Annotated in this window: 21 protein-coding genes; 17 read left to right on the forward strand and 4 right to left on the reverse strand. The window is 66.1% G+C overall.

Annotated features, from left to right (window positions below):
• The first annotated feature begins 29 nt into the window (after positions 1 to 29).
• The 17 genes from ACTUWL_RS02465 (at position 30) to ACTUWL_RS02545 (ending at position 20,811) form a co-directional block, all read left to right on the forward strand.
• Positions 30 to 1,217 carry an ABC transporter substrate-binding protein gene (locus ACTUWL_RS02465; RefSeq protein ID WP_021082327.1) on the forward strand — a complete coding sequence of 396 codons (1,188 nt, stop codon included), beginning with the start codon at positions 30 to 32 and terminating at the stop codon, positions 1,215 to 1,217.
• Between the two features lie 91 nt (positions 1,218 to 1,308).
• Entirely contained in the window at positions 1,309 to 2,037 is a 729-nt protein-coding gene (pxpA, locus tag ACTUWL_RS02470) for a 5-oxoprolinase subunit PxpA (protein ID WP_021082328.1), read from the forward strand.
• 41 nt (positions 2,038 to 2,078) lie between these two features.
• On the forward strand, positions 2,079 to 2,321 hold the full coding sequence (locus ACTUWL_RS02475; RefSeq protein WP_021082329.1) for an acetyl-CoA carboxylase: 243 nt from the start codon (positions 2,079 to 2,081) through the stop codon (positions 2,319 to 2,321).
• A gap of 12 nt (positions 2,322 to 2,333) precedes the next feature.
• Positions 2,334 to 3,734 carry an acetyl-CoA carboxylase biotin carboxylase subunit gene (locus ACTUWL_RS02480; protein ID WP_021082330.1) on the forward strand — a complete coding sequence of 467 codons (1,401 nt, stop codon included), beginning with the start codon at positions 2,334 to 2,336 and terminating at the stop codon, positions 3,732 to 3,734.
• A gap of 43 nt (positions 3,735 to 3,777) precedes the next feature.
• Positions 3,778 to 4,653 carry a 5-oxoprolinase subunit B family protein gene (locus ACTUWL_RS02485; RefSeq protein WP_021082331.1) on the forward strand — a complete coding sequence of 292 codons (876 nt, stop codon included), beginning with the start codon at positions 3,778 to 3,780 and terminating at the stop codon, positions 4,651 to 4,653.
• A complete protein-coding gene (locus ACTUWL_RS02490) occupies positions 4,643 to 5,620 on the forward strand; it encodes a 5-oxoprolinase subunit C family protein (protein WP_021082332.1) in 978 nt (325 codons plus the stop codon). Before ACTUWL_RS02485 ends, ACTUWL_RS02490 begins: the two co-directional genes overlap by 11 nt.
• Positions 5,621 to 5,828: 208 nt before the next feature.
• Positions 5,829 to 6,794 carry a LysR family transcriptional regulator gene (locus tag ACTUWL_RS02495; protein ID WP_021082333.1) on the forward strand — a complete coding sequence of 322 codons (966 nt, stop codon included), beginning with the start codon at positions 5,829 to 5,831 and terminating at the stop codon, positions 6,792 to 6,794.
• A gap of 106 nt (positions 6,795 to 6,900) precedes the next feature.
• On the forward strand, positions 6,901 to 7,860 hold the full coding sequence (locus ACTUWL_RS02500; RefSeq protein WP_021082334.1) for an AraC-like ligand-binding domain-containing protein: 960 nt from the start codon (positions 6,901 to 6,903) through the stop codon (positions 7,858 to 7,860).
• A 390-nt stretch (positions 7,861 to 8,250) separates the two neighbouring features.
• Positions 8,251 to 10,275: a hydantoinase/oxoprolinase family protein gene (locus ACTUWL_RS02505; protein WP_035653605.1), complete on the forward strand. Its 2,025-nt coding sequence runs from the start codon at positions 8,251 to 8,253 to the stop codon at positions 10,273 to 10,275.
• A gap of 3 nt (positions 10,276 to 10,278) precedes the next feature.
• Positions 10,279 to 12,240, forward strand: a complete 1,962-nt coding sequence (locus ACTUWL_RS02510) for a hydantoinase B/oxoprolinase family protein (protein WP_021082336.1) — start codon at positions 10,279 to 10,281, stop codon at positions 12,238 to 12,240.
• A 96-nt stretch (positions 12,241 to 12,336) separates the two neighbouring features.
• Positions 12,337 to 13,443: a TMAO reductase system periplasmic protein TorT gene (gene torT / locus ACTUWL_RS02515; protein WP_021082337.1), complete on the forward strand. Its 1,107-nt coding sequence runs from the start codon at positions 12,337 to 12,339 to the stop codon at positions 13,441 to 13,443.
• A 60-nt stretch (positions 13,444 to 13,503) separates the two neighbouring features.
• Positions 13,504 to 15,042 (forward strand): sugar ABC transporter ATP-binding protein, encoded by a 1,539-nt coding sequence (locus ACTUWL_RS02520; RefSeq protein WP_021082338.1) that lies wholly within the window; start codon positions 13,504 to 13,506, stop codon positions 15,040 to 15,042.
• Positions 15,039 to 16,055, forward strand: coding sequence for an ABC transporter permease (locus ACTUWL_RS02525; protein ID WP_021082339.1), 1,017 nt, complete (start codon positions 15,039 to 15,041; stop codon positions 16,053 to 16,055). Before ACTUWL_RS02520 ends, ACTUWL_RS02525 begins: the two co-directional genes overlap by 4 nt.
• Positions 16,048 to 17,061: an ABC transporter permease gene (locus ACTUWL_RS02530; RefSeq protein ID WP_021082340.1), complete on the forward strand. Its 1,014-nt coding sequence runs from the start codon at positions 16,048 to 16,050 to the stop codon at positions 17,059 to 17,061. Before ACTUWL_RS02525 ends, ACTUWL_RS02530 begins: the two co-directional genes overlap by 8 nt.
• Entirely contained in the window at positions 17,058 to 17,948 is an 891-nt protein-coding gene (locus ACTUWL_RS02535; protein WP_021082341.1) for an FAD binding domain-containing protein, read from the forward strand. The genes ACTUWL_RS02530 and ACTUWL_RS02535 overlap by 4 nt, the downstream gene beginning before the upstream one ends.
• Positions 17,949 to 17,964: 16 nt before the next feature.
• Entirely contained in the window at positions 17,965 to 18,423 is a 459-nt protein-coding gene (locus ACTUWL_RS02540) for a (2Fe-2S)-binding protein (protein WP_021082342.1), read from the forward strand.
• 15 nt (positions 18,424 to 18,438) lie between these two features.
• On the forward strand, positions 18,439 to 20,811 hold the full coding sequence (locus ACTUWL_RS02545; protein ID WP_021082343.1) for a xanthine dehydrogenase family protein molybdopterin-binding subunit: 2,373 nt from the start codon (positions 18,439 to 18,441) through the stop codon (positions 20,809 to 20,811).
• 142 nt (positions 20,812 to 20,953) lie between these two features.
• On the opposite strand, the gene ACTUWL_RS02550 is transcribed toward ACTUWL_RS02545, so the two are convergent.
• Genes ACTUWL_RS02550 through ACTUWL_RS02565 form a run of 4 tightly spaced genes read right to left on the reverse strand, consistent with a single transcriptional unit; the run spans position 20,954 to position 24,143 of the window.
• Positions 20,954 to 21,301, reverse strand: a complete 348-nt coding sequence (locus tag ACTUWL_RS02550) for a RidA family protein (protein ID WP_021082344.1) — start codon at positions 21,299 to 21,301, stop codon at positions 20,954 to 20,956.
• 12 nt (positions 21,302 to 21,313) lie between these two features.
• Positions 21,314 to 22,435 carry an NAD(P)/FAD-dependent oxidoreductase gene (locus ACTUWL_RS02555; RefSeq protein ID WP_021082345.1) on the reverse strand — a complete coding sequence of 374 codons (1,122 nt, stop codon included), beginning with the start codon at positions 22,433 to 22,435 and terminating at the stop codon, positions 21,314 to 21,316.
• Positions 22,432 to 23,850, reverse strand: coding sequence for an FAD-dependent oxidoreductase (locus ACTUWL_RS02560; protein ID WP_021082346.1), 1,419 nt, complete (start codon positions 23,848 to 23,850; stop codon positions 22,432 to 22,434). Before ACTUWL_RS02560 ends, ACTUWL_RS02555 begins: the two co-directional genes overlap by 4 nt.
• Entirely contained in the window at positions 23,847 to 24,143 is a 297-nt protein-coding gene (locus ACTUWL_RS02565) for a (2Fe-2S)-binding protein (RefSeq protein ID WP_021082347.1), read from the reverse strand. The genes ACTUWL_RS02560 and ACTUWL_RS02565 overlap by 4 nt, the downstream gene beginning before the upstream one ends.
• Positions 24,144 to 24,152 lie beyond the last annotated feature (9 nt).

Genomic DNA, 24,152 nt, shown 5'->3' on the forward strand with positions numbered 1-24,152 from the left:
CTCGTTTTGCAAAATTGGAGGAGTGGCATATGCGCTTGACGACATTACTCGGCATCCTGGCCGGAGCATCCACGCTCTGGATCGCACCGGCCCGGGCGGCCGACGAGATCGTGGTCGGTTTTGCGACCGCGGCATCCGGATTCATGCAGGCTTATGACAAGCCGGCGCAGGACGCGGCGCTGATCCGGATCGACGAGATCAACAAGGCCGGCGGCCTGCTCGGCAAGAAGCTCAAGCCGGTGTTTGCCGACACCAAGACCGACCAGGCCGAAGGCGCCAAGGCCGGCCTTGCGGTGCTCGACCAGGGCGCCGACCTCGTGATCGTGTCCTGCGACTACGATTTCGGCGCGCCCGCGGCGCTGCAGGCGCAGGCTGCCGGCAAGGTTTCGTTCTTCCTCTGCGCCGAATCGATCAAGGCCGGAATTCCCGGCGTCGGCCCGTTCTCGTTCTCGGCCTCGGTGCTGGCGCCGGTGCAGGGCGCGACGATGTCGGAATGGGCGTATACCAAGAAGAACGCGCGCAGCTTCTATCGGCTGCTCGACAGCTGGACCGTCTACAACAAGGGTATCTGCGACGGTTTCGACTGGATGCTGCCGCGCCTGAAGGAGGCCAAGCTGGTCGGCAGCGACACCTTCAAGAACGACGACGCCTCGATCGCTTCGCAGATCACGCGCATCAAGAGCCTGCCGAAGGAACCCGACGCCATCATGCTGTGCACGATGATGCCGGGCGCCGTCTCCGCCATCAAGCAGATCCGCGCCGCCGGCATCAAGTCGATGATCCTCAACGGCTCGGGCGTCGACGGCAGCTACTGGATGAACGCCGTTCCGGATCTGTCGAACTTCTACGTTCCGGTTCAGGGCTCGGTCTACGGCGACGATCCGAACGCCAAGGTCAACGAGTTCAACAAGAAGTACAAGGAGGTCACCGGCGGTGACCCGTCCAGCCAGTACGTCTATCCGGGCTATGTGCTGATCGACGTCTGGGCCAAGGCGGTCGAGCGGGCCAAGTCGACCGATGCAGCGGCGGTCGTGGCCGAACTCGAGAAGATGAACAACGAGCCCACGCTGTTCGGGCCGCGCACCTTCACCAAGGACATCCACCACCAGAACCAGGGCCGTTACCTGATCGTCGACACCGAGGCCGGCAAGCCGAAGGTGATCGACCAGTGGACGATCTCGGAGAAGATCCCGCTGGACTATCTGGTGTCCAAGTAACCCGGCAACACGCCGCTCTGGGTGCGCTGGACGCACGCAGGGCGGCCTCGCCGCCGGTCCTTTATAAAGCCTGCTGGAAGGAAATCAGGAGATGGTCGTGATCAACTGCGACATGGGCGAGGCCTACGGCCTCTACAAAATGGGCGACGACAAGGCATTGATGCCCCATATCGACGTCGCGAACGTCGCGTGCGGCTTTCATGCCTCCGACTTCAATCACATGCGCAAGACCGTGCAGCTCGCCAAGCAGTTCGGCGTCAAGGTCGGCGCGCACCCCTCGCTGCCGGATCTGCAGGGCTTTGGCCGCCGCGAGATGAAGATCAGCCGCGAGGAGCTCGGCAACTGCCTGCTCTATCAGATCGGCGCGCTCAAGGCGTTCCTCGACGCCGAGGGCATGCCGCTCAATCACATCAAGCCGCATGGCGCGCTCTACGGCATGGCCGCGCGCAACGAGGAGATCGCTGAGGCCGTGGCTGACGCCGCCGACGTCTACAAGGTGCCGCTGCTCGGCATGAAGGGAACGCTGCACCAGCAGGTCTACGAGCGGCGCGGCCACGCTTTCGTCGCCGAATATTATGCCGACCTCGACTACAATGGCGACGGCAGCCTGATCATCACACGCGAGCACGAGGCCAAGGATCCGGTCGATGCCGCAAGCCGGTGCGCAAGGGCCGTCAACGAAGGCAAGACGCGCACGGTAGCGGGAAATGACATCATGGTCGGCGCCGATTCGATCTGCATTCATTCCGACACGCCGAATGCGGTCGCCATCGCAGAGGCCGTTCGCGAAGCAGTCCGCCCCTATCTCACCGCGCGCTGAGCCGTCGCGGCAACGAAGCAAAGATTCTCAAAGAGGAAACCATGGCCACCCAGCAGATCTTCTCGCCACTCCCGGGCATCTTCTACCGCAAGCCCGCACCCGACAAGCCGGTCTACAAGAACGACGGCGACGTCGTTGCGGAGAGCGACACGATCGGGCTCATCGAGGTGATGAAATCATTCAATGAGGTGAAGGCCGGCGCTGCCGGCAAGATCGTTCGCTTCCTGGCCGAGAACGAGGATGCCGTGATGGCCGGCCAGCCGATCGCCGAAATCGACGTTTGAGCGCACCCGGCCATGGCGATCAAGAAGCTCCTCATAGCCAATCGCGGCGAGATCGCGGTGCGCATCATCCGCGCCGCGCGCGATCTCGGCATTGTGACCGTTCAGGTCCACAGCAAGGCCGACAAGGACTCGCTCGCGGTCCGGCTCGCCGACGAAGCGGTCGATATCGGTCCGCCGCAGGCGTCGAAATCCTATCTCAACCAGGCAGCGATCCTCGCCGCGGCACAGAGCAGCGGTGCCGATGCGATCCATCCCGGCTACGGCTTCCTTGCGGAGAATGCCGAGTTCGCAGCCGCCGTCGAAGCGGCCGGATTGATCTTCGTCGGCCCGACCGCGCAATCGATCCGCCTGATGGGAGACAAGGTCGCGGCGCGCGAGGCCGCCGCGGCGGCCGGCGTGCCGACGGTGCCTGGCAGCGAAGGGCGGCTGGAGTCGGCGGAGGCGGCATTCGCGCTGGTCGGGAAAACCGGCTTCCCTGTCATGATCAAGGCCGCAGCCGGCGGCGGCGGACGCGGCATTCGCATCGCGCGGTCTGCCGAGGAGTTTCATCATCTGATGCCGCAGGCGCAGGCCGAGGCGCTCGCGGCCTTCGGCGACGGCGGGCTCTATGTCGAGAAACTCGTCGAAGGCGCGCGGCACATCGAGGTCCAGGTGCTCGGCGATGGACGCGACGTGATCCATTGCTTCGAGCGCGAATGCTCGCTGCAGCGTCGCCGCCAGAAGGTCTGGGAAGAGGCCCCCTCACCCTCGCTCACCCAGGCCGTACGTGAGAAACTCTGCACCTCGGCCGTGGCGCTCGCCAAGGCGGTCAACTACCGCGGCGCCGGGACACTCGAATATCTCTATGATGACAGGACCGGCGAGTTCTATTTCCTGGAGATGAACACCCGCATTCAGGTCGAACATCCCGTCACGGAAATGGTCACCGGCATCGACCTCGTGCGCGAGATGATCCGAATCGCCGGCGGCGAGCCGTTGCGCATCCGTCAGGACGAAGTGCGCGTCAGCGGCCATTCGATCGAGGTTCGCATCAACGCCGAGGATCCCGCCAGGAATTTCCTGCCCAATCCGGGTACGGTGAACGCGCTGTGCGTCCCCGGTGGTGACGGCGTGCGCTTCGACAGCATGCTCTATCAGGGCTACACGGTGCCGCCGTTCTACGACAGCCTGCTCGGCAAGCTGATCGTGCACGACAAGGATCGGCCGAGCGCCATCAGGCGGCTCGAACGCGCGCTGGCCGAGCTCAACGTCGAGGGCATTTTCACGACAAAGCCCCTGCACCAGGCGCTGGCGCGCGACGCCGACGTCAAGGCCGGACGCTTCCATACGGCATGGCTCGAACCGTGGCTGGAGTCCCATGCCGCCGGCCTTGCCACCGCTCAACCGCCATCGACCGTGAAGGTCGCGCCATGATGGCAAGAGAATCCGCCCCGTCAGCAACAGGAGGCCGCTAGTCATGCAAACCCGATTTTCCTTCGGCGGCGACGAGCACATCTTCGCCGAGGTCGGCGAAGCGATGTCGCTCGAGGCCTTTTTCAAGAGCCTCTTCATCACCAATGCGGTGCGCGACGCGAAGATCAAGGGCGTCACCGAGATCTGCCCGGCAAACGCGTCCTATCAGGTCAAGTTCGATCCCGACCAGATCAAGCCCGACGATCTCCTCACCGAGCTGAAGCGGCTGGATTCCGCATCGGAGAAATCGGAGCCGGTGATCAAGACGCGGATCATCGAGATTCCCGTGCTTTACAATGATCCCTGGACGCACGAGACCCTGATGCGCTTCCGCGAGCGTCATCAGGATCCAAACGGGACCGATCTCGAGTACGCCGCCCGGATCAACGGCCTCGAGAGCGTCGACGCCTTCATCAAGGCGCATTCCAGCGCGCCCTGGTTCGTCTCGATGGTCGGCTTCGTCGCCGGACTGCCCTTCCTCTACCAGATGGTCGAGCGCAAGCGGCAGCTTCAGGCCCCGAAATATCTGCGCCCGCGTACCGACACGCCGAAACTCACCGTCGGGCATGGCGGCTGCTTCAGCTGCATCTACTCGGTGCGCGGCGCCGGCGGCTACCAGATGTTCGGCATCACGCCGATGCCGATCTACGATCCCAACCAGAACATCAGCTATTTGCGCGACTTCATGTGCCTGTTCAGACCGGGCGACATCGTGAAGTGGAAGCCGATCGACCGGGCGGCCTATGACGCCGCGGTCGCCGACGTCGACGCCGGCCGCTTTGCGCCCGTGATCCGCGACGTCTCGTTCTCGCTGACCGAGTTCAACCGCGACGTTGACGCCTACAACGCCAAGCTCGATGGAGTTCTCCATGGCCGTTAAGGTTTTGAAGCCGGGTCTAGCGACCACCGTCCAGGATCTCGGGCGTCCGGGCTATTATCACATCGGCATCCCGCTCTCCGGCGGCATGGACCGTCACGCGCTCGCGGCCGCCAATCTCCTGGTCGGTAATGAGGCGGGTGCAGCCGTGCTCGAAGCCGTGTTCATGGGACCGGAGCTTGAATTCACCGAGGATACCATCGTCGCGATCACCGGCGCGGAGCTGCCGCCGAAACTCGACGGCGAGCCGCGCGAGACCTGGACCAGCTTCAAGGTGAGGCGCGGCCAGATCTTATCCTTCGATTTCCTCAAGCAGGGCGCACGCGGCTACATCGCAGTCGCCGGCGGTATTGATGTGCCCGTCGTTCTCGGCTCGCGCTCGACCTACGCGCTCGGCGCGCTTGGCGGATTCAAGGGCCGCAAGCTCGAGGCCGGCGACGAATTGCCCATCGGCCATGCCGCCGCGACAGGCAAGGACGGACGCAGCGTCGCCAGGGAGTTGCGCGGGCAACCGGCGGGAATGCCGACGGAACTGCGCGCGATGCCCGGCCTCTACTGGCACCGCATCACCGAGGCGGCCGGCAACGGCTTCTTCTCTGACACCTGGAAGGTCGCACCGGAGGCGGACCGGATCGGCTACCGCTTCAAGGGCGGGAAGCCGCTCGAATTCGTTCCACGCGAACCGCCGTTCGGCGCCGGTTCCGACCCGTCCAATATCACCGATGCCTGCTATCCCTACGGGTCGATCCAGGTTCCCGGCGGCACCGAGCCGATCGTGCTGCATCGTGATGCAGTCTCCGGCGGCGGCTACTTCATGGTCGGGACCGTCATCGCCGCGGACATGGACCTAATCGGCCAGCTGCAGCCCAACACGCCGGTGAAGTTCGTCAAGGTCGATATGAAGGAGGCGCTTGCGGCGCGCAAAAGCCGCTCGGAGTTGCTCGGCAGGCTGCACAGCGCATTGGCATAGTCGCCGGTAACCTGCCCTGTCCGCCAAGACCGCGGTCACCGATCGGTGACCGCGTGATCACGTCCTGCGCTTCAGGCCGTCGGTTGCGGCCTCTCAGGTCCGGAATCGGCGCCGCCGCGCGCTCTCGGCTTGTCGGCACGAGAGTTGCAAAGAATACCGCTGGGCTGAGAAACACGCTCATGAGTTAGGCAACATCGGAACAACCGCGATGTCCGTTTCTCTGAAACAGATCCGCTACTTCGTCGCCGCCGCCGAGACCGGGCGCATCAGCCAGGCGGCGATCGACCTCAACGTCTCGCAATCCGCAGTCACCGCGGCGATTCAGCAGCTCGAGGCGACCGTCTGCGCGCGCCTGCTGGAACGCGCGCCGAACGGCGTCACCGTAACGATGGAGGGCAGCCGCTTCCTGTCCCAGGGCCGTCAGATCCTCGCCGCCGTCGCCGAGGCGGTGCGCAACACGCAGATATCGGCGGGACCACTGTTCGGCACGATCCGCATCGGCGTCACCTATACCGTGTCGGGCTATTTCCTGCCGCGTCACCAGAAGCGGTTCCAGGCCAGCTTTCCCGGCATCACGATCGAGCTGTTCGAGGCGCCGCGCGACGTGCTGGAACGCGCGCTCGTCGACGGCGCGCTCGATCTCGCTGTGATGCTGGTCTCGAACCTGCGCGACAATGCCATGCTGACGAGCGAGACGCTGCTGCGATCGCCGCGCCGCCTGTGGCTTGCGCCAGAGCATCCGCTGACCCGCACTGAGCGGGTCCATCTCGCCGACATCGCAGCCTATCCCTACGTCATGCTCACCGTCGACGAGGCCAAGCACACCTCGATGCGCTACTGGAGCAACGCCTCGCTCGAACCGAACACGATCTTCCGCACCTCCTCGGTCGAAGCCGTGCGCTCCATGGTCGCAGGCGGCATGGGGATCGCCATCCTCTCCGACCTGATCTACCGGCCCTGGTCGCTGGAGGGACAGCGGATCGAGACCCGCGTCATCGAGGACGAGGTGCCCAGCATGGATATCGGTCTGGCCTGGCGGCGCGACACCAAGCCGTCGGAAGCAGCGATGGCGTTCCGCGATTTCATGCGCTTCGCGGTCGCCGGCGTCGGGCCGGGGCGGCCCCCCGTCAGCATGGATCAGCGGCACCAGGCCGAGGAGGCGATCGAAATCTAGAACATCTGTTTCCGTTTTATTCGACTTGACGCCGTCCGGCTGTCCTCGCCAAACTTTGGCCGGGGACACGACGACCGGAGGCACAGCCGGCGGCGGGGAGTGAGACATGCAAGTCACCTACACGACCAACGACATCCCGTTGCAGAGCCGCCGCCAGTACTGGCAGGAGGTCGTCTCGAAGACTTACTACTCGCTCGACCTGCGCTTCCCGAGCAGGCGCGAGTTCGATGCGCGCCTCGGCGCCTGGTCGATGGGTCCCCTCTCGGTCTCGCGAAACATCGCCAATGGCCTGCTGTACAAGCGCCATGAGCGGCATCTCCTGAGCGAGCGGGAGGAATCCTTCCTGATCACGGTGCCCGAACTCGCCGAAATCCGCTTCGAGCAGGACGGCAAGGTGGTGCACTGCAGGCCCGGCGCATTCCTGATCGAGCGCAGCCACCTGCCCTACGAATTCAGCCATCAGGATCCGACGGCGCTGTGGTGCCTGAAAATCCCGAGCGCTGTGCTGCGCGGGCGCATCACACGGCCCGAACGCCTCGCCACGCTGCAATTCGACGCCAGCCGCAGCGTCGGCGCGCTGTTCGTCGACACGTTGCGGCTCTCCGCCGAGCGGATCGAGGAAATGGACGAGACGGCTCGCGCGATGATGGGCAAGCACCTCATCGAGCTGCTTGCGATGGCCATCGAATCCGACGACCGCGTGCTCACCGGCCACTCCTCCTCGGTGCGCAACGGCCATCTGCTGCGCTGCGAGCAGTTCATCCGTAGCCACCTCGACGACATGCGGCTGACGCCGCAGATGATCGCTGATGGCTGCGGCATTTCGCTGCGCTATCTGCACCAGATCTTCGAAGGCGAGGGTCTGACCGTCTGCGCCCATATCCGCAACCAGCGGCTGGCAATGTGCGACGCCCTGCTGCGCGATGCGAGCTGCCGCAAGAGCATCTCGGAAATCGCCTATCAATGGGGCTTTGCCGACCAGGCGCAATTCAGCCGCAACTACCGGAGCCGGTTCGGCTGCACACCCAGCGAGGCCCGCGCCACCTCGCGCGCCGCCAACGCCTGACGACGGCATCGATAACGCCACCGGTGTGATGTTCCCTGGTCGGCCCGCCGCCGGTCCGGGCAGGTATGCCCCCGTGCAGGGCATCGCATATGGTTACGGCCAGGTCCCATAGCGGGTGTAAGCCGCCTGCATAGTTTCGGAATAATAGAATAACACGACTGATTTGCCCGACATGTCAAGCCGGGCGAATGCCGGCGCGCCGCCGGCTCCTTTGCATGGGGTTGTTTTCGACGTTTTGCAGTACGCCCCTGCGGAGGCGGGCGATATGCGACAGCCCCGCCCCATGCGGGTACGCTCTCTCGCACAAATCTTCCTGCGCTCAGCGTCAAGAAGGCAAGCCGCCGCTCTGCCTAAGATCGGCGAAACGCTTGTTCGAAAGGAAGACGCATGGTGCAGGACCTTCGTGTGGCTGTCGACGTCGGGGGCACGTTTACCGACATCTGCATCATGGACGAGACGACCGGTCTCATCCGCATCGAGAAGACCTCCTCCACGCGCGATCCGATCGAAGGGATCATGGGCGGCGTGTCCAAGGCCGGGATCGATCTGTCCAGGGTGGCGCTGTTCTCGCACGGCACGACGGTTGCCACCAACGCGCTGATTACGCGCCGACTGCCCCGCACCGCCGTGGTGACGACCAAGGGGTTCCGCGACGTCATCGAGATCCGGCGCGCCAACAAGGAAGATCTCTGGGACACCTACAAGGACGTCGTGCGGCCCTATGTGCCACGGCGGGACCGCCTGACCGTGCCCGAGCGCGTCGATGCCGGGGGCAAGGTGATCGAACCGCTCGACGTCGAAGCCGCGCGCGCGGTGGCGCGCATCCTCAAGCGTCGTGGCGTTGCCGCAGTCGCGGTCTGCTTCATGAACGCCTATCTCAACGGGGCCAATGAGCGCGCCATGCGCGACATCCTGCTGGCGGAGATGCCCGACATTCCGGTGTCGATCTCCTCGCAAGTGCTTCCCGAGATCTTCGAGCATGAACGGTTCTCGACCACGGTTGCCAACGCCGTGGTGAGCCCGGTCGTCGTCAACTACACGAGCCGGCTCGGCGAGCGCCTCGCCCGCGAGGGCTACACCCGCGATCTCCTGCTGCTGCACACCGGCGGTGGCGTGATGACGCCGGCGAGCGTCAAGGATTTTGCGGCCCGCCTCGCCGGCTCCGGTATCGCTGCGGGCGCCATCGCCAGCCGCTATATCGCCGGCCTCTGCGGCTTTCCCAATTCGATCGGCCTCGACATGGGCGGTACGTCCACCGACGTGTCGCTCGCCTATGAAGGCCACTCGCGCGTCACCAAGGACTGGCACATCGAATTCGGCTATCCGATCCGCTTCGCTTCGATCGAGGTGCTCACGATCGGCGCCGGCGGCGGCTCGCTGGCCTGGACCGACCCGGCCGGCTCCCTGCGCAACGGCCCGCAATCGGCCGGCGCCCACCCGGGACCGGCCTGCTATGGCAATGGCAACACGCAGCCGACCAACACCGACGCCAATGTGACGCTGGGCCGCCTCGGGACCGATCTCGCCGGCGGCAAGGTCAAGCTCGACCCCGCATTGGCCGAGCAGGCGGTCGAAGACGGCGTTGCAAAACCGTTCGGCCTCGGCCTGCACGAGGCCGCCGACGCGATCGTCAAGGTCGCCAATGCCAACATGTCGGATGCTGTGCGGCTGATCTCGATCAGCCGTGGCTACGATCCGCGCGACTTCGCGCTGGTGGCGTTCGGCGGCGCCGGCGCCCTGCACGGGGTCGACGTCGCGCGCGAGCTGGCAATTCCCGTCGTGATCGTGCCGCCGAATCCCGGCGTGACCTCCGCGCTCGGATGCCTGCTCGTCGACATGCAGCACGATTTCTCGCAGAGCTGCATGGTCGACGCCGCCGACGCCGACGCGACCGAGATCGAAGCACAGTTCGCCGAGCTCGAGAAAGCCGCGCTCGCGCGCCTCATCCATGAGGGCGTCGCGCAGCAGGACATCGTGCTGCAGCGCTCGATCGACATGATGTATCGCGGCCAGTGGCGTTCGCTCGCGGTGAACGCGCCGCAGCCGATCGGCGCGATCGCCGACCTGGTGCAGAGCTTCCACGCCGAGCACCAGCGCGAATACAATTTCCGCCGCGACAGCGCACCGGTGAGCTTCTTCCGCCTCAATCTGAAGGCGGTCGGTGTGGTTCCGAAGGCCGAATTTGCCGTTCACGCGCCGACCGGTGTTAGCCCCGCGCCGGTTGGCCACCGCAGGGTGTGGTTCGAAGGCAGCGGGCTCGATACGCCCGTCTATCGGCGCGCCGACCTGCCCTGCGGTTTCTCCTTCCAAGGCCCCGCGATCATCGAGCAGCTCGATGCCACGACCGTCGTGCCGCCCGGCGCCAGCGCCGAGGTCGACAAATATCTCAACATCATCATCCGCGTGAAGGAGTGAACCATGGCCACGGCCCTCCCGCTCGATCCCGTGACCTTCGAGGTCCTGAAGAATTCCTTCATCACCAGCGTCGACCAGATGGGCGAGCAGGTCCTAAGGACCTGCTACTCGTTCGTCATCTACAACCGCGACTTCTCCAGCGCGCTGCATGACGCCAACGGCGAATGCGCGGCGCAAGGCAACCAGGATATCGCTGTCCACGTCGGCACGCTGCATTTCACCTGCAAGGACGTGATGCGCCATTTCGAAGGTGACATGCATGAGGGCGATGTCTTTGCGATCAACGATCCCTATGCCGGCGGCACGCACTTCTCCGACGTGCGGCTGATCCGCCCGATCTTCGCCGACGGCAAGATCATCGCCTTCAGCCAGTCCAACGGACACTGGTCGGACGTCGGCGGCAGCGTGCCGGGATCGTTCGACGTCGCCGCCCGCGAGATGTTCCGCGAGGGCCTGCGCATCACACCGGTCCGCCTGTTCGACAAGAACGGCCTGCGCAAGGACGTTGCGCATCTGATCGCCTCCAACACCCGTGACCCGGCCTCGATCATCGGCGACATCCAGGCGCAGGCCGAAGCCACTGCGGTCTGCGAACGCGAGATCCTGCGCCTGGTCGGCAAATACGGCCGCGACACGGTCGAGACCGGACTTGCCGCCGTGCAGGACTATGTCGAGCGCTCGGCCCGGCAGCGCATCGCAGCGCTTCCTGACGGCGAATGGGAAACCGTCGACTATATCGACCGCGATCCGGCCGGCGGCGAAGGCATGATCCCGATCCGCATCAAGATGACGATCAAGGGCGACCGCGCGATCTACGACTTCACCGGCAGCCATCCGACCATCGGATCGATCTACAACTCGGCGTTCGGCGCCACGTTCTCGGCGGTTGCGGCCGGCATGAAGACCTTCTTCCCCGACCTGCCGCTCAATTCCGGCTTCTACCGCTGCTTCGACATCATCGCCCCCGAAGGCTCGATCGTCGATGCCAAATGGCCGATCGCGGTGACGGGCTTCCTGATGCCGTTCGAGAAGATCATGAACTCGATCTACGAAATGTGGTCGAAGTTGATGCCCGAGCGCGCGCTCGCCTGCGCCTTCAACCTCGAATATCTGCTGACCGGCGGGCTCGACGCCCGCAGCCCCGACAAGCCGATCTTCATGTTCTACGACTGGCTGCCCGGCGGCTGGGGCGGACGCAACGGCAAGGACGGCAGCAACGTCACGACCGCTTGCTTCGGCACCGGATTGATGTCGCAGCCGGTCGAAGGCCAGGAGCGCGCCAACCCGATCCTGACCACCGAATGCGAGATTCTCACCGACTCGCCCGGTCCCGGCAAATGGCGTGGCGGCGCGGGCGTGGTGAAGACGTCGCGGATGCTGCAGGCCGAGAAGACCGTGATCTCCTACATCTGCGACCGCGAGCGCGCCATCGTGTGGGGCATCGAGGGCGGCTTGCCGTCGATGCCGCACGGCCTGACCCTGAAGCGCGCCGGCAGCACCGCAGAGGAGCGGCTCGGCTCGATCTTCTCGGACGTCCCGATCGGCGAAGGCGACTTGTTTTCGCGTCCGACCGCCGGCGGCGGCGGTTTCGGCGATCCCTTAGAGCGCGATCCGAACCTCGTGATCGAGGACATCAAGGACGACTATATCTCGGTCGAGCGCGCCGCCAAGGACTATGGCGTCGTGGTTCACACTATCGACGCCGAACTCTGCAATTATGAAGTCGACAAGGTCGCGACCGCGGCGCTGCGCACGAAGATCCGCGCCGAGCGCGTCGCCAATGTCCGGCTCGATCCGGAGTTGGTCGCGCAGCGCTACCGCAGCGGTGAGCTCAACGCGTTCGACGTGATCCGCAGCCACGCGGTGATCCTCGACTGGGGCACCGGCGCGCTGCTTGCCGAGTCCACCCGCCAGTTCCGCGAAGCGTTCGAGCGGCGCTCGGTCGCGATGTGGAAAGCCGGCTGATCGTCACGGCAGCCGCGCCGCCGGCGCGGCCCGTGCGGCAGAAAAGGACGAGAAGCCGTCGCCCTTCACTTTCATTCAAACCATGAGGATTGCGCTATGACGATCTCGACGTGCCTTTCTTCCAACCGGCTGTGGCCAATCCGCTCCGTGCTCGGCATCGCCGCCGCCCTCGCCCTTGCCGGCGCCGCCACTCCGGCGGCGGCGGGGACCGAGACGCCGTGGTTTCCGATGAAGGTCTACGATGCGTCATCCGGCACGCCGAAGCCCGCCGACTACACACCGCTGCCGAAGGCCGAGAAGCCCTACAAGCTGTGCGTGCTGTTTCCCCACATGAAGGACAGCTTCTGGGTCGCCGTCGCCTACGGCATCGTGAAGCAGGCCGAGGCGATGAACGTCAACATGAACCTCTACGAGGCCGGCGGTTACGAGAACCTGCCCAAGCAGCTGTCGCAGTTCGACGACTGCATGGCAAGCGGACCGGATGCGATCATCGTCGGCGCCATCTCCGGCGCGGGCCTCAGCAAGAAGTTCGAGGAAGCCAAAACCAAAGGCGTGCCGGTGGTCGGCGTCACCAATCCGCTGCCGCCCAACGCGCTGCCCGCGGCCAATTATGTCGACTTCGTCGCGATGGGCGAGGTCACCGGCGACGGTCTGCTGGCGCAGGCCAAGCCCGGCGATAAGCTCAATATCGTTACGTTCCCCGGTCCGGCCGGCTCAGGCTGGGCAGAGTCGTTCAACGAGGGCTTCAAGAAGGCGATCGCCAAGAACCCGAACGCCAAGATCCTGGCTGAAAAGTTCGGCGACTCCGGCGTCGCCGCGCAGCTTCAGCTCATCCAGGACGCGCTGCAGGCCTATCCCGCCATGAACGTGATCTGGGGCACCGCCCCCACCGCGGAAGCCGCCATCGGCGCCGTTGCCGAGGCCGGCCGCAGCGACCTGAAGATCGTGTCGTCCTACGAGAACCAGGCCATGCTCGACGCGCTGAACCGCGGCGACATCCTCGCCTTCGCAACGCAATATCCCGTCGGCGAAGGCGCGATCGCGATCGACCAGGCCGTGCGTCTCATCGAGAAGAAGCCGGTCATGAGCCTGGTCCAGCCGGTGGCCACCGTCATCGACAAGACCACCGTGCCGAAATTGCAGATGGATCTCGTGCTGGCGCCCGCAAGCTGGACGCCGGTCTATTCGGTCAAGGCCAAGTAGGCCGATCGATACGGGCGGGAGCCGGCTCCCGCCTGCCTGCTCACGGCCACGGAGACGCGGATGAACGTCGAGATCGATCCAGAGCCGCCCGCACCCCTGCTTCAGTTGCGCGGGATATCGAAGCGATTCACCGGCGTCCGGGCGCTCGACCGCGTCGACCTCGATGTCCGTGCCGGCGAGCTTCACGTCCTGTTCGGCGAGAACGGCGCCGGCAAATCGACCCTGATCAATGTGGTCTCGGGCACCTTTCCACCCGACGAAGGCACCTTCCATTTCGGCGGCGAGGAGATCCACCGCCTGACGCCGCAGCGGGCGCGCGAGATCGGTATCAGTCCGGTGTTTCAGGAGTTCTCGCTGATCCCGAGCCTCACCGTGGAAGAGAACCTGTTTCTCGGCCGCGAGATCACGCGCGGCGGCGTGCTGCATTCGCGCGAGATGCGCAAGCGCGCTAAGGCGCTGATCGACGAGCTCGGTTTCGATCTCGATCCCGCGCGGCGGATCGATGACCTGTCCCGCGCGCATCAGCAGATGGCCGAGATCGCCAAGGCCCTGCTCGGCCGTGTCCGCCTTTTGATCCTCGACGAGCCGACCGCGTCATTGACCGAGCGCGAGACCGGACGGCTGTTTGAGCTGATCGCGCGCCTGAAGAGCCAGAATGTCGGGCTGATCTACGTCTCGCATCGCATGCGCGAAATCCGCGCGCTGGCCGACCGCGTGACGGTGCTGCGCGACGGCCGTCACATCCGGACCCTCGACGCCGCGACCTCAACCGATGGCGAGCTGGTGGAACTGATGACCGGCCGGACCATCGACCTGCTCTTCCCCGCCATCGCCCACCAGCCGGACCGAGTGATGGTCGACGTCGAAAACCTGACGCTCGCCGATGGCAGCGTGAGAGACGTCAATTTCCATGCCCGGTCAGGCGAGATCACCGGCATCGCGGGCCTGGTCGGCTGCGGCAAGTCGGAGCTGATCCGCGCGATCTACGGCATCGAGCGCACGTCGACCGGAACGATTCGGATCGGCGGTGCGCCTTACGAATCTCCAACCGCGAGACACAGCCTGAAGCGCGGCGTCGCCTACTTCCCTGCCAACCGGATCGCCGAAGGGCTCGCGCTGTCGCGTCCGATCCGCGAGAACGCGTCGATGACCGGGCTCGACCTGCCGGCCTTCGCCCGCTTCGGCATAATACGGCAGGCCGCCGAGCGCGTGACCATCGCGGGCATCATGCAGCAGCTGCAGCTCAGGCCGCCGAACATCGAACGCAGCGCCGGCGCCCTGTCGGGCGGCAACCGCCAGAAGGTGATGCTGGGGCGCGCGTTGACGCGCGAGTTGACCGTGTTCCTGTTCGACGAGCCGAGCGTCGGCATCGACGTCGGTGCCAAGCTCGAGGTCTACGAGTTCATGAAACGCCTCGTCGAGGCCGGCGCCGCCGTGATCGTGGTGTCTTCCGAATTGCCCGAGGTGCTGGCGCTGTCGAACCGGCTTTACGTCATGCATCAGGGCCGCATCGCCGCCGAGCTGACCGGTACTGAAAAAACCGAGCAGAATGTGCTTTCGAGCTTCTTCCGCGAACATCTCACCGCGGAGGTCGCATGAACTCGGCCCTGGTCGGCACAGCGCCGCGGGACGCGATCAGCCTCCAATCGATCGCAGGCCGAATCGGGCTGCTGCCGGCTCTGCTAGTGCTGCTGGTCGCCGGCATGTCGGCCGTCGATGCGCAGTTCTACGGCATCACCAACGTCCTCAACATCCTGCGCAACGCTTCGCTGCTGGCAATCGTCGCCTGCGGCCAGGCCCTTGTTATCATCGCGGGCGGCTTCGATCTTTCGGTCGGCGCGGTCGTCGCTTTGGCAAGCGTCGTCACCGCAAAGACCATGGCGGTCACCGCGGCCGCCTTTCCCGGCGCCAACGTCCTCATCATCGCCAGCGGGATCGTGGCCGGGCTCGGTTGCGGCGTCGTGGTCGGGCTCATCAATGGCTTCTGCGTGGCAAAGCTGAAGGTCTCCGGCTTCGTGGTGACGCTGGGCACGATGTCCGCGACCGCCGGCGTCGGCCTCATGATCACAAACGGCATCCCGGTCTACGGCATGCCCGAGATCTTCGTGAAAAGCTTCGGTCGCGGCCAGGCGTTCGGCCTGCCGACCGCCGCCCATGTCGCGCTGATCGTGATCCTGGTGATGGTGTTTGCACAGCGACGCACGCTGTTCGGCCGTTACGTCTACGCGATCGGCGGCAATGTCGATGCTGCCGTGGTGTCGGGCGTAACGATCCAGCGTCATATCGTCGGCACCTACGTCGTCTCGAGCGTCCTTGCGGCATTGACCGGCATTCTGCTGACGGCGCAGGTCGGTTCCGGACAAGCCAGCTTCGGCGGCGACCGAATGATGCTGCAATCGATCGCCGCCGCTGTGATCGGCGGCGTCAGCCTGCGCGGCGGCGTCGGACGCATCGAGATCGTCGCCGTCAGCGCACTGTTCCTGACCATCCTCGGCAACGCGCTCAACCTCCTGCACGTCGACTCGCGGCTTCAGCCGGTGTTCCTCGGCGTCATCATGGTTGCCGCCGTAGCGCTCGATGAACTCAGCCGACGGAGCACGCCGCGTGTCTGACCTCGAATTGACCGTTGCCGCCAAGGACACCGACCGCCCACAGCTGACGCTGGGCCGCCGGCTCTGGAGCGCGGTGCTTCCGGTCGCGTTGGCCGTGCTGTTGCTCGGCTTCGCCGCCGTCGACCATGGCGTGCTGTACCCAGCCAACCTGCTCAACATCGCACAACAGACCAGCTACCTGGCGCTGTTCGCGATGGCGCAGACGGTGGTCATCCTGACGCGCGGCTTCGATCTCGCCCTTGGCCCGACGGTGTCGATGGTCAGCGTCGGCACTGCGCTCGCGATGGCAGGCGTCACCGCGTCGGGCCATGGCACGACCGCCGCGCTGCTCACGGGGCTCGCGGCCGGCTTCGCGCTCGGCATCGCATGCGGCCTGTTCAACGGCGTGGTCGTCGCGCTGCTCGGGGTCAATCCGTTCGTCGCGACGCTGGGCAGTTACAACATCGCGATCGGGATCGCGACCACGCTTTCGTCCGGACGGCCGGTTCAGGGCGTGCCGGCGCCGTTCTCGCAGATCTTCTACAGCGGCAGCATCTTCGGCGTGCCGGCGGCGATCGCGATCACCTTCGCCGTCGGCGTCGGGCTGCACTTGCTGCTGGCGCGCACGGTGTTCGGCCGCTCGCTCTATCTGATCGGCACCAATCCGCGCGCTGCAGCGGTCGCCGGCCTGCCGGTGAAACGCATTCTGGTCGCGACCTATGTGCTGTGCTCCGCGCTTGCCGCGCTCGGCGCGATCATGATGACGGCGCGGACCGGATCGGGCGAGCCGAATCTCGGCGGCGCGCTGTCGCTGCAGGCGATCGCCGGCGCCGTGGTCGGCGGAACCAGCCTCGCCGGCGGGCGCGGCGGCGTCGGCACCGCGGTGCTCGGCGCCCTGTTCATCACCATTCTGTCCAACGGCATGAACCTCACCCGGATCGATGGATACGTCCAGATGGTCGTGCTCGGCGCGATCGTCATCATCGGCGTCCTGCTGGATCGCCTGCGGCAGGAGCGGCGCCCATGATGTCAGGCACTCTCATCCAGAACGGGATCGGGGCGCGCGATGCGTCGACGTCGATCTATGTCGCACCCTCGCTCGCCGCCGCACGCGATGCGCTGAGCGACTATGGCGCCGCGGGCTCTCCCCTGGCCGGCGGCACATGGATCATGCGATCTCCGATCCGGCACGCGCCGCTCAGGCCCCATTATGTCGCGATCGGAAGGATCGCCGAGCTGACCGCAATACGGATCGACAGCGACGCAGTCGAGATCGGTGCGGCCGTCACGCACGCGGCGCTTGCGGCAGCCTTGGCCGGCATGCCGGACTTTGCCGGCCTCGCCGCGGCCGCCGGCCGCTCTGCCAACCCGGCGATCCGCACGATGGCGACGATCGGCGGCAATCTCGCGGCATCGGACTTCGCCGCGGCGGATTGCGTGCCGGCGCTGCTCTGTCTCGATGCCGATGTCGAGATCTCGGGCCGCGACGGTTGCGAGCACCTGAGCCTGACGGATTTCCTCAAGATCCGCTCGACGCTCGTGCCCGGTCGCCTGGTGACACGGATCATCCTGCCCCGAAGCGAGCGTAAGACGGCCCATGTCCGGCTGCCGCTGCGCAGGTCGGGCGACTATCCGGTCGCCATCGTCAGCCTTTCGGTCAGCCTCGATGCGGCGAGCCGTGTCCGGGCCGCGCGGATCGCGGTCGGCTCGGTCGAAGCAGCCGCGCGACGATGGCCGCGGCTAGAAGCGGCGCTGCTCGGACGTCCGCTCGACGCTTTAGAAGCGGCGCGGACCGCGGCCGAACTGACTGACGAATTCGCCGGCCGCGACGGCGTCGATGCGCCCGCTTGGTATCGCGTCAGCGTGCTGCCCGGCCTCGTCCGCCGCGCTGCGATCGCGGCGCTCGGCTCCTGAACTTGCGGGGATCGACATGGGATTCAATTTGACCGTGAACGGCGATCGCCTCATCTCCGCTGCAGCCCCTGCGACGCCACTGGTCGATGTCCTCCGCGAGGAGATGCATCTGACCGGTGCGAAGCCGGTCTGTCGCGAGGGCTTTTGCGGCGCCTGCATGGTGCTGGTCGATGGCGAGCCCACGCCTTCGTGCCTGCTGCCCGTTGCGCTGGCCGATGGCCGCGAGACCCGAACAGTCGAAGGCCTTACGCCGCAGGGCCAGCTGAACCGCATCCAGGCCGCGCTCGAGGCGAGCGACGCCGTGCAATGCGGCATGTGCTTCCCCGGCATGGTGGTGACCTTGACGCACCTCCTGACGACCCGGCCGGATGCAACCCGTGACGATATACGGGCGGCGCTGACCGGGAACATCTGCCGTTGCACCGGCTATGAACGCATCGTCGAGGCGACATTGCTCGCCCTGGCCACGGCTTGATCGGGAGGCGCAGGGATGTCCGACGTTTCCGCAACGATGGATCTGCGCCGGCGTGATGCGGCCGACAAGCTGCGCGGCCGCACGCGCTACACCATCGATCGGTATCTGCCGGGCATGCTGCATGCGGCGGTGCTGCGCGCCTCCGTGCCTGCGGGGCGGATCATTCGTCTCGATACCTCCAGAGCAGCCCGCATGCCGGGGGTGCGCGCCATCGTGACGGCGGCCGATGCACCCGGCATGATCGGGATCGGCATCGCGGATCATCCGCTTTTCGCCCGCGACGTCATCCGCTACGACGGCGAACCGCTCGCCGCGGTCGCAGCCGTCACGCTGGCGCAGGCGCAGGCCGCGCTCGCGGCAATCGAGGTGGAGATCGAGCCGGTCCCAGCCGTCCTGACCATGGCGGATGCACTTGCATCGGGCGCGCCGCTGATTCATCCGGACTGGCGCAGCTATGAGGTCTTGCTCGAAGGCAGCGCACGCGGCGGCAACGTCGCCTGGCAAGCGACCGTGGTTCGCGGCGACGTCGATGCCGCGTTTGCCCGGCCTGACGTCGAGATCGTCGAAAGCTGCTTTCGGGTCGGCCGGCAGAACCATGTCGCCTTCGAGCCGCGTGCGGTGGTCGCAAGCTATGAAGACGGGCGCTTCCATATCGAGACCTCGACACAGGTTCCCTGGAGTGTCCGCAACGCGACCGCGCGCCTGCTTGGCGTGCCGGCGTCGCATGTCCGCGTCACCGTGCCGCCGGTCGGCGGCGGCTTCGGTCTCAAATTCGACCTGGCGGTTGAACCGTTCGCCGCCCTGCTCGCCCGCGCCAGCGGCCGGCCGGTGCGTCTCGTCAATTCGCGCGAAGAGGAGATGCTCACCTGCCTGTTCCGCGAGAACGCCGATATCCGCATCCGCTCGGCGGTGACGCGCGAGGGCGACATCGTGGGTCGCGAGGCGGTCGTCCTGATGGATTGCGGCGCCTATGGCGGCGAGCAGATCTTCCTGACCACCATGACTTCGCACACGCTTGGCGGCAATTACAAGCTCGGCAGCGTGCGCATGGTCTCGCGCGCGGTCTACACCAACACGGCGCCGAACGGCGCGTTCCGATGCTGCAACGGCGTCTACAACACATTTGCACTCGAGCGGCACACCGACGAGATCGCAGCGCGGATCGGAATGGATCCGCTCGCCTTCCGCCGCCGCAACGTGCTCGGCGACCGCGATCTCGGCGCCACCGGCCAAAGGTTCGAGGGCAATGTGCTCGGCCCGATGCTCGAGCGGATGGATACGCTGCGCGATGCGGCAGCGCCGCCGCCGGCGCGCAGTGACGGCCGGCTCTATGGACGCGCGACCACCGTCGGCACCTGGTTCGTGTTCGTCGGCCCGTCGGCCGCGACGGTGAACATGAACGCCGACGGCACGGCGACGCTGGTCACGTCTGGCGTTGAAATCGGCTCCGGCTCGATGATGCAGAGCCTGCCGCAGATCGTCGCCAGCACGCTCGGCATCACGCCCGAGCATGTGATCGTCCGCGCGGCCGATACCGATGCGGCTGGCTATGACGTCGGCGTCGGCGGCGGCCGCACCACCGTCTCGCTCGGCGCGGCGAGCCTGTCGGCAGCGCAGGAGGTGCGCACCAAGCTGCTGAAGGTCGCTTCCGAGATGATCGAGGCTGCGCCCGATGATCTCGTCATGCGCGATGGGCGGATCGAGATCGCCGGCGCGCCGGGCTCCGGTCGCACCGTCACGGAGGTCGCGACCCGCGCCCAAGCGCTGGGTGGCCCGGTCTCCGGCACCGGCGCCTTCACCGGCGCCGGCGTGCCGGCGATGCCCGGCTGCGTGGCCGGACATTTCATCGACGCGATCGACATCCCCGTCTTCGCAGTCCACGACTGCGAGGTCGCCGTCGATCCGGAAACCGGACATGTCGAGGTGCTCAGCTATCGCGTCGTCCAGGACGTCGGCCGCGCGCTGAACCCGCGCGCGATCCACGGCCAGATCCAGGGCGGAGTCGTGCAGGGGCTGGGTTATGCGTTGCACGAAGAAGTCACGATCGGCGACAACGGCCGGGTCTGCCAGAACGGTTTCGAAACCTATCGCGTTCCGCTGGCGCTCGATGTCGTGCCGGTCGAAATCAGCCTCTACGAGGGCGCGCCGTCAATCGGACCGCTCGGGACCAAAGGGGCCGGCGAGGTGCCGATCCTCAATGTCGGAGCGGCCGTTGCGTGCGCGGTCGCAAACGCCACCGGAAAACGCATCCAGGAGCTGCCATTGACGCCGCCGCGCGTCCTCGAGCTTCTGCTCGAGCGGAAGCGCGATCTGTCTCTTCCCCACATTGCCGAGACATGGTCGGACAATTTGATCCGTCCTCACGGGAAGTCCGAAGGCAGCAAATAGGAATGGGCCACAGCAAACCGCTTGAACCTAAGCAAAAAATGATCGCCAACCGGCCCTTGCGCCAAGCTGATAGCCTGGTGCAAGACCCCGATTGCCTTCTTCGACGGATTTGCAGCTCGACAGCAGCAAGCTGTCGTTCAGCTCAGCCTTTGAGCGCGGTCACCACGACCTCTATCAGCGCACCGCCACCGAGATCGGCCACGCCGACGGTGGCGCGTGCCGGCAGGTTGTCGCCAAAGAATTCGGTCCAGACCTGATCCATCTCCTTCTTCTTGGCAAGGTCGGTGACGAAGATCGAGGCACTGACGACGCGCGTCGTGTCGGTTCCTGCCTCTTTCAAATAGCCTGCGATCTTGCCGAGGATGCTGCGGGTCTGCTCGCCCATCGAGACGCTGGTGTCGTCGGCGATGGTCCCTCCCAGAAAAACGAAGCCGTTCGCTTCGACCGCGCGATGCATGATGGGCGTACGGATGTTACGGGTGATGCTCATGATGTCCTCTCGTTAGAGCGTTGAAGGATGGAAGCGATCGATGCCGAGATCGCCGATCCGGGTCTGGGTGCCACCGTTGGTGATCAGCTCCGCCATCACGGCGCCGGCGCCGGGGCCGAGCTGGAAGCCGTGCAGCGAGAAGCCGAACTGGTGATAAAGCCCCTTGTGCAGGGCGCTCGGCCCGAACACCGGGAGGTCGTCCTTCGTCCTCGCCTCGATGCCGGCCCAGGCCCGCACGATCGACGCATCGCGCATCACCGGAAACAGCTCGAACACCGTGCGCGCGCTGATCGCGAGGCCCTTCCAGTCCAGCACCGTCTCGTTGCGATCCTGGTCGGGTGTCGCCAGATGTCCACCGCCGATCAACACGGTACCGTTTGAAAACTGTTTGAACGACAGCTTGCGGCCGCGCAGGATCACGACGGGATCGATGAAATGCGGCACGCGCGAGGTGATCATCAGCATCGGCGCGACGGTCTCGACCGGCACCGGCTCGCCAAGATCAGCGGCGATCCGCCCTGCCCAGGCGCCGGCCGCATTGACCAGCACAGGAGCGGCGTAGCTGTCGGCACCGGCATCGACATGCCAGAGGCCGTCGCTCTGCCGGATGTTGGTGGCGGCTACGCCTTCGCGCACGATGGCACCGAGCCGCTCGGCCTTGCGGCGAAATGCCGTGGTCGTCTGCGCCGGGTTGGCCGCGCCGTCGCGGCGCGAGACCACACCGCCGGGACAGCTGTCGGCGACAGCCGGCACCAGCCGCCGCAGCTCGGCCACGCCAATCAGTTCCTCGTGGGTGAAGCCGAGCGCATTGAGCTCCGCAACGCGCGCGCGGCAAGTCGCCAGTTCGTCGTCATTCTCCGCAACGAGGACCTGACCGTGGCTCTCGAAACTGCAATCATCATCGACAAGCTCGCTGATCCTCTCCCAGATTCCCATCGAACGGATGGAAAGTGGAATCTCGGGAATGTGCCGCGCGAGCTGGCGCACGCCGCCGGCATTGACGCCCGAGGCATGCCGGCCGGCATAGTCTTTTTCGATCAGCACCGGCTTTATGCCGGCGAGGCACAGATGCAGCGCGGTCGAGCATCCGTGGATGCCGCCGCCGACGACGATCGCGTCCGCGCCTATGGTCATCCGCGCACCACCGCCTTGACGTCGGCCTCCGTCTTCGCGACGGAGGCGAGTTCGGCGAGCGTGATCGGCTTGACCGGCGCGCGCAGCCGATAATAGCCGATCTCCTGCGGGCTCTTGCCACGCGCCTGCGCCATCAACTCGGTGACGGTGAGGCCGCAAAGCCGGCCCTGACACGGCCCCATGCCGGTGCGGCGATAGGCCTTGAGCTGATTGGGACCAGTCGCGCCGATCGCTACCGCGTCGAGAATGTCCTTCGCGCTCACCTCCTCGCAACGGCACACGATGGTGTCGCCCGCGGGAAGCCGGAACTGCGGCGCCGGGCGAAACAGCGTGTCGAGGAAGGCCCGGCCGCGTTCGGCCTTGGCGAGATCGGCACGCAACGCCGCCATCGGCGGCAATCCGGCGGCAGCGGCCGGCGCCAACGACTCCACGGCAGCGCGCGCCGCAATCCGGCCGCGAACCTCGGCCGCTCCCGCACCGCCGATGCCGGCGCCGTCACCCGCGATCGCGATGCCGGGGACCGACGACGCGCCATTGGCATCGAGCACCGGCGCCCAGCACAATTGCAGCTCGTCCCAGCGATGCTCGGCGCCAGCCGCCATCGCGAGATTGACGTTGGGCACGACGCCCTGGTGCAAGAGCAGCAGATCCGTGGCAAGGGACTCGCGCTTGCCGCCCGCGACATAGCTCACGCTCGCGAGCCGGCCATCGCCGGCTGCAGCGAGTTCAGTGACGCCGGATACCACCCGGACCTTCGCCCGCACCTCGCGCATCATCGCGAGACCCTTGGCGAAATAGGGCGAGGTCAGGAACCCGAAGGCGTGCGGCAGGGCAGCAAGATAATTGCCGCGCGCAGTGGTGTCGAGAATGCAGTCGATGCGGCCCCCGAGACGCAGGATCTGTGCTGCCAGCAGCCACAGCAGCGGCCCCTGCCCCGCGATCACAGTTGGGCCGTCCGGCACCAACGCCGACGATTTCAGCATGGTCTGCGCCGCGCCGGCGGTCATCACACCGGGCAGCGTCCAGCCGGGAATTGGAAACGGCCGCTCCAGCGCGCCGGTCGCGAGGATCACGCGAGAAGCCTTGACGAAGGCCGAGGCGCCGCCGACCGAGATGCCGATCTCGAGGTTGCGATCGAGGCTCCAGACCGTCGCGCGCTGGATGACCTCGGCGCTGCTCGCGCGCAGTGCCTGCACGAGATCGGCGCCCGCCCAGTAATCGGCGCCGAGCTGACCGCGCTCCGTCACGGGCGTCGAGGCGATGGCGCGATACACTTGGCCGCCGGGGCCGATATTCTCGTCGAGCAGCAGCGTCGACAGGCCGGCTCCGGCAGACGTCACAGCCGCGGCAAGCCCGGCAGGTCCGGCTCCGATCACTACAACATCGTAGGCTTCGCGCTTGGGGCCCTTGGTCATTTTCCGATCTCCCGCTTGCCCTTCTGAATCTCGATCTGCATGTCCGCTGCAACCGGCACGAGGCAGCCCTGACGGTTGCCGACGCCGTCGATGGTGACGAGGCAATCGAAGCACACGCCCATCATGCAGTAGGGCAGACGTGGCGTGCCGTTGACCGCGGTCGAGCGGCGCACGTCGCGTCCGGAGGCCAACAAGGCCGCGGAGACGGTGTCGCCCTGGCGCGCTGCGACGGCAACGCCGTCCACGAAAATCTGCACCAACGGTCGCTGGTCCTGGTCGGAACGTTTGAACATGGGATGCTC

Source organism: Bradyrhizobium sp. WCU1 (assembly GCF_053474805.1).

Bases quoted from the DNA above. Each gene is read 5' to 3' on its own strand.
- ACTUWL_RS02465 (WP_021082327.1), top strand. From the start codon at position 30: ATGCGCTTGACGACATTACTCGGCATCCTGGCCGGAGCATCCACGCTC.
- pxpA (WP_021082328.1), top strand. From the start codon at position 1,309: ATGGTCGTGATCAACTGCGACATGGGCGAGGCCTACGGCCTCTACAAA.
- ACTUWL_RS02475 (WP_021082329.1), top strand. From the start codon at position 2,079: ATGGCCACCCAGCAGATCTTCTCGCCACTCCCGGGCATCTTCTACCGC.
- ACTUWL_RS02480 (WP_021082330.1), top strand. From the start codon at position 2,334: ATGGCGATCAAGAAGCTCCTCATAGCCAATCGCGGCGAGATCGCGGTG.
- ACTUWL_RS02485 (WP_021082331.1), top strand. From the start codon at position 3,778: ATGCAAACCCGATTTTCCTTCGGCGGCGACGAGCACATCTTCGCCGAG.
- ACTUWL_RS02490 (WP_021082332.1), top strand. From the start codon at position 4,643: ATGGCCGTTAAGGTTTTGAAGCCGGGTCTAGCGACCACCGTCCAGGAT.
- ACTUWL_RS02495 (WP_021082333.1), top strand. From the start codon at position 5,829: ATGTCCGTTTCTCTGAAACAGATCCGCTACTTCGTCGCCGCCGCCGAG.
- ACTUWL_RS02500 (WP_021082334.1), top strand. From the start codon at position 6,901: ATGCAAGTCACCTACACGACCAACGACATCCCGTTGCAGAGCCGCCGC.
- ACTUWL_RS02510 (WP_021082336.1), top strand. From the start codon at position 10,279: ATGGCCACGGCCCTCCCGCTCGATCCCGTGACCTTCGAGGTCCTGAAG.
- torT (WP_021082337.1), top strand. From the start codon at position 12,337: ATGACGATCTCGACGTGCCTTTCTTCCAACCGGCTGTGGCCAATCCGC.
- ACTUWL_RS02520 (WP_021082338.1), top strand. From the start codon at position 13,504: ATGAACGTCGAGATCGATCCAGAGCCGCCCGCACCCCTGCTTCAGTTG.
- ACTUWL_RS02525 (WP_021082339.1), top strand. From the start codon at position 15,039: ATGAACTCGGCCCTGGTCGGCACAGCGCCGCGGGACGCGATCAGCCTC.
- ACTUWL_RS02535 (WP_021082341.1), top strand. From the start codon at position 17,058: ATGATGTCAGGCACTCTCATCCAGAACGGGATCGGGGCGCGCGATGCG.
- ACTUWL_RS02540 (WP_021082342.1), top strand. From the start codon at position 17,965: ATGGGATTCAATTTGACCGTGAACGGCGATCGCCTCATCTCCGCTGCA.
- ACTUWL_RS02545 (WP_021082343.1), top strand. From the start codon at position 18,439: ATGTCCGACGTTTCCGCAACGATGGATCTGCGCCGGCGTGATGCGGCC.
- ACTUWL_RS02550 (WP_021082344.1), bottom strand. From the start codon at position 21,301: ATGAGCATCACCCGTAACATCCGTACGCCCATCATGCATCGCGCGGTC.
- ACTUWL_RS02555 (WP_021082345.1), bottom strand. From the start codon at position 22,435: ATGACCATAGGCGCGGACGCGATCGTCGTCGGCGGCGGCATCCACGGA.
- ACTUWL_RS02560 (WP_021082346.1), bottom strand. From the start codon at position 23,850: ATGACCAAGGGCCCCAAGCGCGAAGCCTACGATGTTGTAGTGATCGGA.
- ACTUWL_RS02565 (WP_021082347.1), bottom strand. From the start codon at position 24,143: ATGTTCAAACGTTCCGACCAGGACCAGCGACCGTTGGTGCAGATTTTC.